Origin of the sequence: Rhizobium sp. 2MFCol3.1 (genome assembly GCF_000377565.1) — a bacterium.
GTDB lineage: Bacteria > Pseudomonadota > Alphaproteobacteria > Rhizobiales > Rhizobiaceae > Rhizobium.
Map to the genome: position 1 here is coordinate 44,655 of NZ_KB898367.1, position 11,953 is coordinate 56,607.

An 11,953-nucleotide genomic window follows, 5' to 3' on the forward strand; every position below is an offset into this window, starting at 1 on the left:
TCGCTTCTGTTTTCCCCGAAGCGGCCTTGGACTAGCCTCGCTTCGGCGAGGCATTTTTCTTTCTATCGCCCGCTCACAGCAAAGCCGGCTATCGATAGGCCCGCTCCGAAAACACGCTCATGCCGCTGCGCACCAGAAGCTGATGCACGAGCCGCCGGCGCATTGGATTTTCAAGCCGCGCAGCCTTGGAGCCGAGAAACTCGGTTTCGACATGTTCGAAAGCGGCAAGATCGGGAGAGGCGGCAATCGCCCTCGAATACTCGGCGTGAAATGCCCGGCGGCAGACATAGGTCTTGTATTTGGTAATGCAGAAGACCGCGAACTCGCCCTGCTGCTCGCGCAGGAAGTCGGCAACGCCAACCGTCACCTCCGGCCAAGTCGGGTTGAACGTATCGTCGAAGGCGATGATGCCATGATCGGTCAACGTATCCGCCGCCAGATGCGTGTCTGATATCACGTGATGCAGCATGTGCCCGCCATCGATGCTGAAGAAGCGGACCGGCCCCACTTTCGCGAAGATATCGGCAGGCTTTAGAAGCGTGCTGTCACCCTTGATCACCAAGTCTTCCAACACAGGAAGGCCGAGCCGGCGGCCGTTCTCGACAAACTGCAGATATTGTGCGCTGCCCTTCGTCGCACTGTCGAGATCGAAAAGATCGATGGCGACGATTCGTTGCTCGTCACCGCAAATGCGCCGAAAGAGGAAATAGGATCGCCCGTAGTAGACGCCGATCTCGGCGATCGCCCCTTCAAAACCGGCCAGAGCCTGATGCTGTAGGATCGCCAGAAACACCAGCGCATCCGGTGGATCGATGTAACCCTCGATCGTTTGAAGATCATGAAAGATAAACTTGCGAATAGCTGCATCCATGCGCGATGTTTTTCCATATATCTTTGAAGTCTAGTTAAACAGACATAACAGGGCACAAAGCATAGACCATGCATGAAAGCTAAAATAAGGCAGTATCATAGGTAGCAATATTTTCTGTCACTACCAATAATTCCAGTGATATTGTCGGCTAGGCATGTGTTGATCATGCATCGCAGGCGAATAATCCTCATTCGACCTGTCTTCGATTTCGGCTGACAAAATTCGCTAATCGCGTTGGCCATAAGATGCGGCGAAAGCGGCGCGCAGCCCACTTCGTTCTTTTTATCGCCATGTCGTTGGCCTAACTCTGGTGTGGTCCGATTCCAAATCACAGAAGGTGGTGCATGGCAGGTGAAACAGTTCTGGTCGTTGGTGGTGCAGGCTATATCGGCTCCCACACATGTCTCGATCTCGCCAACAAGGGCTTCAAGCCCGTCGTTTACGACAACTTCTCCAACGGGCACCGCGAGTTCGTTAAATGGGGCCCAGCCGAAGAAGGCGATATCAGGGATCGCGCGCGCCTCGACGAGGTTCTGGCCAAGCACAAGCCCGCAGCCATCCTGCACTTCGCGGCCCTGATCGAGGTCGGTGAATCAGTCAAGGATCCGGTCGCCTTCTACGAGAACAATGTCATCGGCACGCTGACCTTGCTGGCGGCGGCCCAGGCGGCCGGCATCAAGGCTTTCGTCTTCTCCTCCACCTGCGCGACCTATGGTCTGCCGCAGAGCGTACCGCTCGATGAAACTCACCGGCAGGTGCCGATCAACCCCTATGGCCAGACGAAATACATCGTCGAGCAGGCGCTTGCCGATTACGACAAGTACACCGGCTTCCGCTCGGTCGTGCTGCGCTATTTCAACGCCGCCGGCGCCGATTTCGAAGGCCGTATCGGCGAGTGGCATCAGCCGGAAACCCACGCGATCCCGCTCGCGATCGACGCAGCACTCGGACGGCGCGACGGTTTCAAGGTGTTCGGAAGCGATTACGAGACCCGCGACGGCACATGCGTACGTGACTACATCCACGTGCTCGATCTTGCCGACGCGCATGTCCGTGCGGTCGAGCATCTGCTGCGTGGCGGTGAATCGGTTGCGCTCAATCTCGGCACCGGCACCGGCACGACGGTCAAGGAACTGCTCGGCGCGATCGAAGACGTCTCCGCCAAGCCATTCCCCGTCGAATATGTCGGCCGCCGCGAAGGCGATTCGCACACGCTGGTTGCCAACAACGACAAGGCGCGCGAAGTGCTTGGCTGGGTGCCGCAACATGATCTCTCCCAGATCATCCGTTCGGCCTGGAACTGGCATTCGAAATCCAACCATCACTGATTGGCCAGATCGATGACGGGCAAACCGAACATTCTGCTGATCACCGCGGACCAGTGGCGCGGCGATTGCCTCTCGGCACGCAATCACGCCTGCGTCAGGACGCCGAATGTCGATGCGCTAGCGTCCGAAGGCACGCTGTTTGCCCGTCATTTCGCTGGTGCCGCGCCGTGTTCGCCGGCGCGCGCCACGCTCTATACCGGTCTCTACCAGATGAACCATAGGGTTTGCCGCAACGGCTCGCCCCTCGATGGCAAGTTCGACAATCTGGCACTAGCGGCACGCCGCGCCGGCTACGAGCCGACCCTGTTCGGCTACACGGATACGGCGCCCGACCCTCGCGGCGTCGATGCCAACGACCCGCATCTGACCACCTATGAAGGCCTGCTGCCTGGCTTTACCGCACGGCAACTCCTCCCGGAACATGAGAAACAATGGCTATCCTGGCTTCGATCGCGCGGCCATCAGGATGCAACGAGCCGCGACATTCACGTCCCCTTGGGAGCCCGACCCGGCGAAATCTCCAACGCGCCAACCGCCTATTCGAAAGACGAGACGCAGACGGCGTTCCTAACCGGCGAGTTCATTCGCTGGCTGGGCGAACAGAATAGGCCCTGGTTCGCGCACATATCCTTCCTGCGCCCCCATCCGCCCTTTTCAGCACCGGCGCCGTACAACGACATGTTCTCGCCCGAGGACGGGCCCGCCTTTTCCCGTGCGGCCGATCGAAAGAGCGAGGAGGCATCACACCCCTATCTCGCCTACGCGATGCCGCGAAACGACAAGGGCAGCTTCATCCACGGCGCAACCGGCCCGGTTGATGACTGGAACGCCGGGGATATCGCAGCCATCCGTGCCATCTACTATGGAATGATCGCCGAGGTGGACGCGCAGCTCGGCCATATCTGGGCCGCGCTCAAGGATGCCGGCGCCTGGGAAAACACGGTGATCGTCTTCACGTCGGATCATGCGGAGATGGCCGGCGATCACTGGACCTTCGGCAAGGGCGGCTTCTTTGATGGAAGCTATCACATCCCGTTGGTCATCCGTGATCCGCGATCGGGCACCCGCGGCGAAACGGTCGAGCAATTCACCAGCGCCGCCGATATCTTTCCGACGCTTTGCGACCGCTTGAACGTCGAGCCGGAAAACGGCCTGGATGGGCAGTCGCTGCTACCCTTTACCGAAGGGAAGGGCGCCGTGAACTGGCGGGATGCGGCCTTCTGGGAGTTCGATTTCCGCGACATCGCTCACCAGCATGCCGAGCGGCATTTCGGCCTGCGATCAAACGAATGCAATCTCGCCGTCGTCAGGGACGAGAATTTCAAATACGTGCATTTCGCCGGCTTGGCGCCGTTGCTCTTCGATCTCAGGAACGACCCGATGGAGCTACGAAATATCGCGGCCGACCCAGCGCACGCTTCGACACGGCTCGCCTACGCGGAAAAACTGCTGTCGCTGCGCGCCCGCCACCTCGACCAGACGCTCGCCTACACAGAGCTGACGGAGAAAGGGCCGGTTCGACACCGGCCCTGATTGATCGTCAAGAAAAGCGTCCGAGATAATCGAGCTTGCCGACCTGCGCACCCTTGTTGCGCAGGATCGCGTGCGCCATCGAGATGTGGAAATAGAAATTCGGCAGCGCGAAGCTCAAGACGTAGTCGTCGCCACGGAAGACCGTTCTGTTGCCGCCTGGAGAAATGACGACCTCGCGGGTTTCAGCACCATCGAGCGCATCCGGTGACACGGTCGCAAGATAGGCTTCCGTTTTCGCGACACGCGCCCTGAGCTCGGCAATCGTCGTTTCGTTGTCCTCGAATTTCGGCGCATCCGTACCCGTTAGCCGTGCAATGGCGAGCTTGGCGCTATCGGTGGCCCGCTGGTATTGGCCAGAAAACGGCAGCATGTCCGGCGCCAGCCGCGTCGCGACGAGCTCCACTGGATCGATGCCCTTCTCGCCGGCGAAGGCCTCAGCCTTGTCGAGGTAGTTGGTCAAGGTTGTCAGGCCGCGCTGAAATACAGGCACTGTCAGGCGATAGATTGAAATAGACATTGCGCTCTCCACCGGGGCCGACGACCGGCCACCGTTTCCGCGATATCATATAGTCGGGCAACATCTGATTTTCATCGGCCGGCGCAGCATTCTCTGTGTTTTTGGAGAGCCCGATCGAGGCCGCAATGCTGCACCTAACCATGGGTTGTTGCGTCAAAATAATCTCAAAAAAGGGGTGGCGTATTCCGCCAGCTTTTCTATTCTGCGCGCTTCGCATCGCCCGCCCTGGCTCTGGAGCTGGGCTTACAGGAACTGACATGCAATTCGTATTCGACGGCCACAACGACGTTCTCCTCCGCCTCTGGACGCATGAGCGGGAGGGCGGCGACCCCGTCGCCGAGTTTGCCAACGGAACTGATAGCGGCCACATCGACGCGCCTCGCGCCAAGGCAGGCGGCCTCGCCGGCGGCCTTTGCGCCATTTATATCCCGTCGGGCGATCTGGTCTTCGCCGATCCCGACAAGGATGGCCACTACGTCACCCCGCTTGCAGCGCCTCTCGATCCATTGCCATCGCTGCGGATCGCCAATGAAATGGCCGCGATCGCCCTTCGCCTCGATCGCGCCGGCGCCTGGCGCCTGTGCCGCACGGTCAAGGACATCCGCAAATCCATCGACGACGGTGTTTTCGCCGCGGTCATGCACATGGAAGGCTGCGAAGCGATCGGGTCGGATCTGGCCGCGCTGGAAGTCTTCTACGCGGCAGGCCTGCGTTCGCTCGGCCCGGTCTGGAGCCGGCACAACATCTTCGGCCACGGCGTTCCGTTTGCCTTCCCGATGTCGCCAGATACCGGCCTCGGCCTGACCGACGCCGGCTTCGAGCTGGTTCGCGAGTGCAACCGCCTGGGCATCATGATCGATCTCGCCCACATCACCGAAAAGGGCTTCTGGGATGTGGCGAAGACGACGGACCAGCCGCTCGTCGCCAGCCACTCGAACGTCCATGCGCTGACACCGGTCGCGCGCAACCTGACCGACAGGCAGCTCGACGCCATCAAGGAAAGCCGCGGCCTCGTCGGCCTCAACTATGCAACCGCCATGCTGCGCGACGACGCCCGCTCGGACGGCGACACGCCGCTCAGCGACATGGTTCGCCATATCGACTACCTCGTCGAGCGCATCGGCATCGATTGCGTGGCGCTCGGATCGGACTTCGATGGCGCAACCATACCGGATGAAATCGGCGATGCCTCGGGCAACCAGAAGCTGATTGATGCGCTTCAGCGTGCTGGATATGGTGGCGAGGATTTGAAGAAAATGGCCAGCGAAAACTGGCTTCGAATTCTGTCTTCGGCATGGGGAGAAGAGGCTGCCTGAGACTGCTGACGTGCTTTGACTGAATTCAAGAATGAACAGGGGACGAAAATTATGATGATGACCAGATTGAACCGCAGCTTCCGTGCGCTTTCCGCCGGCGCCGCCCTTTCCATCCTGATGATGGCCGCGCCCGCTGCCTTCGCCGAGACCCCGAAGGATACCCTCGTCGAGGGCTTCGCGATCGACGACATCATCACCATGGACCCGGGCGAAGCCTTCGAGCTCTCGACCGCCGAGATGACCAGCAACACCTACAGCCTGCTCGTGCGCCTCGACATGGCCGACACGTCCAAGGTCAAGGGCGACCTCGCCGAGAGCTGGACCGTTTCGGATGACGGCCTGACCTATACGTTCAAGCTGAAGCCCGGCATGAAGTTCGCCTCCGGCAACCCGATCACCGCCGAAGACGTTGCATGGTCCTTCGAGCGCGCCGTCAAGCTCGACAAGAGCCCCGCCTTCATCATCACCCAGTTCGGCATCACGGGTGACAACGTCACCGAAAAAGCCAAGGCGACCGACGAGAACACCTTCACCTTCACCGTCGACAAGCCCTACGCACCAAGCTTCGTCCTGAACTGCCTCACTGCAACGGTCGCTTCCGTCGTCGACAAGAAGCTGGTTCTCGACCACGTCAAGCCGGTCACCCCGTCGGCCGACTACAAGTACGACAACGACTTCGGCAACGAGTGGCTGAAGACCGGCTATGCCGGCTCCGGCGCCTTCAAGCTGCGCGAATGGCGCGCCAACGAAGTGGTCGTGCTCGAGCGCAACGACAACTACTACGGCGAAAAGGCCAAGCTCGCCCGCGTCATCTATCGCTTCATGAAGGAAAGCTCGGCGCAGCGCCTGGCGCTTGAGGCCGGTGACATCGACATCGCGCGTAACCTGGAGCCGGGCGACCTCGACGCCGTCGCCAAGAACGCCGATCTCGCCAGCGAGAGCGCGCCGAAGGGCACCGTCTACTTCATCAGCCTCAACTCCAAGAACGAGAACCTGAAGAAGCCGGAAGTCCAGGAAGCCTTCAAGTACCTGGTCGACTACGATGCGATCGGCGCCACCCTGATCAAGGGCATCGGCGAAATCCACCAGACCTTCCTGCCGAAGGGCCAGCTCGGTGCGCTCGACGAGAACCCCTATAAGTTCGATGTCGCCAAGGCCAAGGAACTGCTCGCCAAGGCAGGCCTGAAGGACGGCTTCTCGGTCACCATCGACGTGCGCAACACGCAGCCGGTAACCGGTATCGCCGAATCCATCCAGCAGTCGGTCGCCCAGGCCGGCATCAAGATGGAAATCATCCCGGGTGACGGCAAGCAGACGCTGACCAAGTTCCGCGCCCGCACGCACGACATCTACATCGGCCAGTGGGGCTCCGACTACTTCGACCCGAACTCCAACGCCGATACCTTCACCAGCAATCCGGATAACTCCGACGCCGGCACCGTGAAGACGCTCGCTTGGCGCAACACGTTTGAAGCACCTGAGCTGGACAAGGAAGCCAAGGCTGCCCTGCTCGAGCGCGATAACGACAAGCGCGCGGCGATGTATCAGGATATCCAGAAGAAGTATCTGGCGAACAGCCCGTTCGTCTTCATCTTCCAGCAGACCGAAGTCGCGGGCTACCGCAAGGGCGTATCGAACTTCAAACTCGGCCCGAGCTTCGACACCAACTATGTCGGCATGATCGGCAAGGAATGATCCGGCAGGATTGATAGATTGAGCATCGTCGAAACAAAGACGGAAGCACGGCCGAAACCCGGCCGTGCTCTTCCTTTTGCGAAGGCTGTGGGCCGTTTTCTGGTCGCCGCCGTCACCACCTATCTCGGCCTTCTGGCCGTGACCTTTTTCATCGGCCGCGTTGTGCCCATCGATCCGGTGCTCGCCATTCTCGGCGACCGCGCGCCCGCCCACGTGGTTGAGCGCGTACGGCGCGAAATGGGCTTCGACCTGCCGCTCTACCAGCAGTTCTATATCTACCTCAAAGGCATCCTGGCGGGCGATTTCGGCACCTCGGTGCTGACGACCAATCCCGTCATGGTCGATATCAAGCGTGTCTTTCCGGCGACGATCGAACTCGCCACGCTCGGCACCATCATCGGCTCGGTGATCGGCGTCCCGCTCGGTGTGCTTGCCGCCGTCAAGCGCGGCAGCTTCGCCGACCAGATCGTGCGCGTCATCGGCTTGATCGGCTATTCCGTGCCCATCTTCTGGCTGTCGCTGATCTCTCTGGTGATCTTCTATGCCAAGCTGCGCTGGGTCGCCTTCCCCGGCCGCATCGACATCGTTTTCGAATATAGCTTCACGCCGGTCACCGGCTTCTACCTGCTCGACAGCGCCATGCAGGGGCAGTGGGATGTCTTCTATGACGTCTTCCGCCACATCATCCTGCCCGCTTCGCTGCTCGGCTATTTCTCGCTCGCCTATATCAGCCGCATGACCCGCAGCTTCATGCTGAACGAGCTTAGCCAGGAATATGTGGTTGCCGCGCGCGCCAAGGGCCTGTCGGAAACCCGGGTGATCTGGGGCCATGCGCTGCGCAACGCTGCGGTGCCGCTCGTCACCGTCATCGCGCTCTCCTATGCCGGACTGCTCGAAGGTTCGGTCCTGACCGAAACGGTCTTCTCCTGGCCCGGCATCGGCCTCTACATCACCAATTCGCTGCAGAATGCCGATATGAACGCCGTGCTTGGCGGCACGATCGTCATCGGCACCGTCTTCATCGGTATCAACCTCTTGTCTGATCTTCTTTATCGGACCCTCGATCCCAGGACCCGAACCCGATGAGCATGCAAGCAAACAACACCGCAACCAATGTCAGAGCGATGACCCGCCGCGAGTGGCTGCTCTCCGACCGGCCGCAATCTCGTACTCAGGCCCGCCTCGGCCGCGCCTACGTCACCTGGCGGCAGTTTACAGCCAACCGCCTGGCGGTCGTTGGTCTCTTCATCATCATCGCGCTGCTCGTGATGGCCGCCTTCGCCGATGTGCTGGCCACGCACTCGCCCGTCGTCGGCGATCTCCGTAACGCCCGCCTTCTGCCTCCAGGCGCCGAGGGCTATCTTCTCGGAACCGACGATCAGGGCCGCGATATCTATTCGCGCCTGATCTACGGTTCACGCCTGACGCTGATGGTCGTCGTCCTCGTCGCCATCATCTCGGCGCCGATCGGACTCCTGGTCGGCACCGTTTCCGGCTATGCCGGCGGCTGGGTCGATGCCATCCTGATGCGCATCACCGATATCTTCCTCGCCTTCCCGAAACTCGTCCTGGCGCTCGCCTTCGTCGCAGCACTCGGCCCGGGCATCCAGAACGCCATCATCGCCATCGCCATCACCTCCTGGCCGCCATACGCCCGTATCGCGCGCGCCGAGACCCTGACGGTGCGGCGCTCCGATTACATCTCGGCTGTCCGCCTGATGGGCGCGTCGCCGCTGCGTATCGTCGTGCGCCATGTCATGCCGCTCTGCATCTCCTCGCTGATCGTGCGCGTCACGCTCGACATGGCGGGCATCATCCTGACGGCGGCCGGCCTTGGCTTCCTCGGCCTCGGCGCCCAGCCGCCGCTGCCGGAATGGGGCGCGATGATCGCCTCGGGCCGCCGCTTCATCCTAGACCAATGGTGGGTTGCCGCCATGCCGGGGATCGCCATCCTCGTTGTCAGCCTCGGCTTCAACCTGCTTGGAGACGGCCTGCGCGACGCGCTGGATCCGAAGGAGAGCGGCCAATGAGTACGCTCCTCACCGTCAAGAACCTCAAGGTCAGCTATCCCACGCGCACCGGCGTCATCGAGGCCGTGCGCGGCGTCTCCTTCACGCTCGGCAAGGAACGCCTGGGCATCGTCGGTGAATCCGGCTCCGGCAAGTCGCAGACTGGCCGCGCCATCATGGGACTGACGCCGCCGCACGGCATCGTCAGTGCCGATACGCTCGACTTCAACGGCATCGACCTCCTCTCGGCCTCGGCCAAGGAGCGTCGGCAATTGCGCGGCAAGCGCATCGCCATGGTGCTGCAAGATCCGAAGTATTCGCTCGATCCGGTCATGACGATAGGCAAGCAGATCTGCGAGACGCTGAGAACGCACGAGAAGATCGGCAAGGGCGAAGCGCGAGACCGCGCGATCGCCATGCTGGAGGCCGTGCAGATCCGCGAGCCGCAGCGCGTCTTCAATCTCTATCCGCATGAAGTATCGGGTGGCATGGGCCAGCGCGCCATGATTGCCATGATGCTGATCGCCGACCCCGAATTGCTGATCGCCGACGAGCCGACCTCGGCTCTCGACGTGACCGTGCAGCTCGACGTTCTCAGGATCATGGACCGCCTGGTGTCCGAGCGCGGTATGGGGCTGATCTTCGTGTCCCACGACCTGCGCCTCGTCTCCTCATTCTGCGACCGTGTCATCGTCATGTATGCCGGCAAGGTCGTCGAGGAGCTGAAGGCCTCCGAGCTCAAGAACGCCCAGCATCCCTATACGCAAGGACTTTTGAACTGCATGCCCCAGATCGGCGAAAACCGGCATCCATTGCCGGTGCTGGACCGCAAGCCGGAGTGGGCCGCATGACAGCAGCCCTTTCCGTCGACAATGTCACCGTCATCTACGACCATTTCCACGCGCTGAAGGATGTCAGCGTCGAGATTGCCGAGGGCCAGTCCTTCGGTCTCGTCGGCGAATCCGGCTCCGGAAAATCCACTCTGCTGCGCGCTGTCGCCGGGCTCGCACCCGTCAAGAACGGCACGATCAAAATCCACGGCGAGCAGCTCTCGGGTTCCAAACGCAGCAAGGCCTTCTACCGCAAGGTCCAGATGGTGTTTCAGGACCCCTACGGTTCGCTGCATCCACGCCAGACAATCGACCGGCTGCTGCTCGAGCCGCTGGCGATCCATGGCATCTCGGACAGCGACACGCGTATCGCTCGCGCGCTCGATGAAGTAGGCCTCGGCAACGGCTTCCGGTTCCGTTACCCGCATCAGCTCTCTGGCGGTCAGCGCCAGCGCGTCGCGATTGCCCGCGCCCTGATCGTTGAGCCGTCGATCCTGCTTCTCGACGAGCCGACTTCGGCGCTGGACGCATCCGTGCAGGCCGAAGTGCTGAACCTCTTGGAGCAGGTCAGGCGCGATCGGAAATTGACCTTCGTCATGGTCAGCCATGATCTCGGCGTCATCACCCACATGTGCGAAAACCTCGCCGTGATGCGCGGCGGCACCGTGGTCGAACGTCTGACGGCCGACCAGCTCGCCAAGGCCGAGGTTCATGAAGACTACACGAAAAGTTTGATGGTCGCGAGCAAGGGCTTCGTGAAAGTCTGAAGCCCAATCTTTTCAAGTAATTGAAATTTTTAACAATCGGCGGACCGTTAAGAATAACGGTCCGTTAAAACACGACCAATCGACTAGACTATTGACAGCTGCCTTGCTTCTGTCATGATTGCGTTAACGGCTGTTAGTTTTCGTGATCATGGAGATAAAGATGTTCTTTCTCGGCGGCATGACCATGGGTTACTTCGCACCTCCAGCCAAGGCTGCCAAGCGGGCAGCTCCGCTGTTCAAGACGGCAAAGCGGGATCGAAAGATCGTTGCGAAGAAGAAGAGCTCGTACAAGGACAGCGCAGTCGAGCGCTCCCTGATCTGGGCCTGGCACACCATCTGTTAGACCGTCCCTTTTCGGCCGTCCAAGACAAGACGGATTTTCTCAGCAAGCGACATCTGGTGGAATTTTATCTCTACCATTCAGATAGACTATATAAGAAACTGAGCTCTCAATAAGAGCTAGAAACAGGCGGAGGCAACACATGGCAAACTTGGGTATGTCGCATACTCACGCGGACCACTATCGTTCCGCACGCTCCAAGAAGCCGGCAACGACGCGTGGTCGTTTGCATCTGGCAGCCAATGCGGCACTGGTCGTGGCCGCGTTCACCTTTCTCGCAGCCGTAGTCTGCGGCGTTATCGGTTAGAGCACCGAAAACAAACCCTTTTTCACCAGGCACGGAACCAAAAAGGCACACCATCGTTATCTGGTCAGCAACGACTAAATGGAGATGGCAATGCTTTACTACGCACTCGTATTTCTTGTTGTAGCCCTGATCGCCGGCGTTTTGGGGTTCGGCGGCATCGCAGGCGCGTCAGCATCGATTGCCCAGGTACTGTTCTTCATATTCCTGGTGCTGTTTGTTGTATCGCTTGTCGCGCGGCTCATGCGCCGCGTCTAAATCCAGCATAATCAAAGAAATCCGGCGTCCAAAAGGCGCCGGATTTTTCGTGCGTTCTCCACTTCCCGAAACCTCTTGACTTGAATTGTCGCAATAGTGTCCAACTTTCCCGATTGGCTTGGCGGGGAGGCGTCGTTCAATCTCACCCACCTCTTTGCCCGGCTGGTCGCAAGATCAAATCTAAA

The 11,953-nt window shown here is 60.3% G+C and carries 13 protein-coding genes; 11 read left to right on the forward strand and 2 right to left on the reverse strand.

Going from position 1 to position 11,953, the window contains the following annotated elements; genetic code table 11:
* Window positions 1-88: 88 nt before the first annotated feature.
* Window positions 89-871 carry a class I SAM-dependent methyltransferase gene (locus D460_RS0123665; protein WP_018901078.1) on the reverse strand — a complete coding sequence of 261 codons (783 nt, stop codon included), beginning with the start codon at window positions 869-871 and terminating at the stop codon, window positions 89-91.
* A gap of 344 nt (window positions 872-1,215) precedes the next feature.
* Between D460_RS0123665 and galE the strand changes: the two genes are divergently transcribed.
* Together galE and D460_RS0123675 are read left to right on the forward strand one after the other, a co-directional pair.
* Window positions 1,216-2,199, forward strand: coding sequence for a UDP-glucose 4-epimerase GalE (gene galE, locus D460_RS0123670; protein ID WP_018901079.1), 984 nt, complete (start codon window positions 1,216-1,218; stop codon window positions 2,197-2,199).
* Between the two features lie 12 nt (window positions 2,200-2,211).
* Window positions 2,212-3,732, forward strand: coding sequence for an alkaline phosphatase family protein (locus D460_RS0123675; RefSeq protein WP_051110827.1), 1,521 nt, complete (start codon window positions 2,212-2,214; stop codon window positions 3,730-3,732).
* 7 nt (window positions 3,733-3,739) lie between these two features.
* Here the strand turns inward: D460_RS0123675 and D460_RS0123680 are convergent, their stop codons facing one another.
* Complete coding sequence (locus D460_RS0123680; protein ID WP_018901081.1) at window positions 3,740-4,249, reverse strand: DUF1993 domain-containing protein; 510 nt, start codon at window positions 4,247-4,249, stop codon at window positions 3,740-3,742.
* A 257-nt stretch (window positions 4,250-4,506) separates the two neighbouring features.
* Here D460_RS0123680 and D460_RS0123685 point away from each other — a divergent pair, with 257 nt between their 5' ends.
* The 9 genes from D460_RS0123685 (at window position 4,507) to D460_RS35365 (ending at window position 11,768) form a co-directional block, all read left to right on the forward strand.
* Window positions 4,507-5,565, forward strand: coding sequence for a dipeptidase (locus D460_RS0123685; RefSeq protein ID WP_018901082.1), 1,059 nt, complete (start codon window positions 4,507-4,509; stop codon window positions 5,563-5,565).
* 51 nt (window positions 5,566-5,616) lie between these two features.
* Window positions 5,617-7,260, forward strand: a complete 1,644-nt coding sequence (locus tag D460_RS0123690) for an ABC transporter substrate-binding protein (protein WP_026283460.1) — start codon at window positions 5,617-5,619, stop codon at window positions 7,258-7,260.
* A gap of 18 nt (window positions 7,261-7,278) precedes the next feature.
* Window positions 7,279-8,346 carry an ABC transporter permease gene (locus D460_RS0123695; RefSeq protein ID WP_018901084.1) on the forward strand — a complete coding sequence of 356 codons (1,068 nt, stop codon included), beginning with the start codon at window positions 7,279-7,281 and terminating at the stop codon, window positions 8,344-8,346.
* Between the two features lie 38 nt (window positions 8,347-8,384).
* Window positions 8,385-9,290, forward strand: a complete 906-nt coding sequence (locus D460_RS0123700) for an ABC transporter permease (protein ID WP_047509241.1) — start codon at window positions 8,385-8,387, stop codon at window positions 9,288-9,290.
* Window positions 9,287-10,120 (forward strand): ABC transporter ATP-binding protein, encoded by an 834-nt coding sequence (locus D460_RS0123705; protein ID WP_018901086.1) that lies wholly within the window; start codon window positions 9,287-9,289, stop codon window positions 10,118-10,120. Before D460_RS0123700 ends, D460_RS0123705 begins: the two co-directional genes overlap by 4 nt.
* On the forward strand, window positions 10,117-10,866 hold the full coding sequence (locus D460_RS0123710; RefSeq protein ID WP_018901087.1) for an ABC transporter ATP-binding protein: 750 nt from the start codon (window positions 10,117-10,119) through the stop codon (window positions 10,864-10,866). Before D460_RS0123705 ends, D460_RS0123710 begins: the two co-directional genes overlap by 4 nt.
* A 160-nt stretch (window positions 10,867-11,026) precedes the next feature.
* A complete protein-coding gene (locus D460_RS0123715) occupies window positions 11,027-11,209 on the forward strand; it encodes a hypothetical protein (protein ID WP_018901088.1) in 183 nt (60 codons plus the stop codon).
* A gap of 139 nt (window positions 11,210-11,348) precedes the next feature.
* Window positions 11,349-11,513: a hypothetical protein gene (locus tag D460_RS36505; RefSeq protein WP_181459267.1), complete on the forward strand. Its 165-nt coding sequence runs from the start codon at window positions 11,349-11,351 to the stop codon at window positions 11,511-11,513.
* Between the two features lie 90 nt (window positions 11,514-11,603).
* The gene (locus tag D460_RS35365; protein ID WP_018901089.1) at window positions 11,604-11,768 is read left to right on the forward strand and encodes a DUF1328 domain-containing protein; all 165 of its coding nucleotides are present in this window, start codon (window positions 11,604-11,606) and stop codon (window positions 11,766-11,768) included.
* Window positions 11,769-11,953 lie beyond the last annotated feature (185 nt).

What these genes read in the sequence shown, in the direction of transcription:
- D460_RS0123665 (WP_018901078.1), bottom strand. Translation starts at nt 871, where the DNA reads ATGGATGCAGCTATTCGCAAGTTTATCTTTCATGATCTTCAAACGATC.
- galE (WP_018901079.1), top strand. Translation starts at nt 1,216, where the DNA reads ATGGCAGGTGAAACAGTTCTGGTCGTTGGTGGTGCAGGCTATATCGGC.
- D460_RS0123675 (WP_051110827.1), top strand. Translation starts at nt 2,212, where the DNA reads ATGACGGGCAAACCGAACATTCTGCTGATCACCGCGGACCAGTGGCGC.
- D460_RS0123680 (WP_018901081.1), bottom strand. Translation starts at nt 4,249, where the DNA reads ATGTCTATTTCAATCTATCGCCTGACAGTGCCTGTATTTCAGCGCGGC.
- D460_RS0123685 (WP_018901082.1), top strand. Translation starts at nt 4,507, where the DNA reads ATGCAATTCGTATTCGACGGCCACAACGACGTTCTCCTCCGCCTCTGG.
- D460_RS0123690 (WP_026283460.1), top strand. Translation starts at nt 5,617, where the DNA reads ATGATGATGACCAGATTGAACCGCAGCTTCCGTGCGCTTTCCGCCGGC.
- D460_RS0123700 (WP_047509241.1), top strand. Translation starts at nt 8,385, where the DNA reads ATGACCCGCCGCGAGTGGCTGCTCTCCGACCGGCCGCAATCTCGTACT.
- D460_RS0123705 (WP_018901086.1), top strand. Translation starts at nt 9,287, where the DNA reads ATGAGTACGCTCCTCACCGTCAAGAACCTCAAGGTCAGCTATCCCACG.
- D460_RS0123710 (WP_018901087.1), top strand. Translation starts at nt 10,117, where the DNA reads ATGACAGCAGCCCTTTCCGTCGACAATGTCACCGTCATCTACGACCAT.
- D460_RS0123715 (WP_018901088.1), top strand. Translation starts at nt 11,027, where the DNA reads ATGTTCTTTCTCGGCGGCATGACCATGGGTTACTTCGCACCTCCAGCC.
- D460_RS36505 (WP_181459267.1), top strand. Translation starts at nt 11,349, where the DNA reads ATGGCAAACTTGGGTATGTCGCATACTCACGCGGACCACTATCGTTCC.
- D460_RS35365 (WP_018901089.1), top strand. Translation starts at nt 11,604, where the DNA reads ATGCTTTACTACGCACTCGTATTTCTTGTTGTAGCCCTGATCGCCGGC.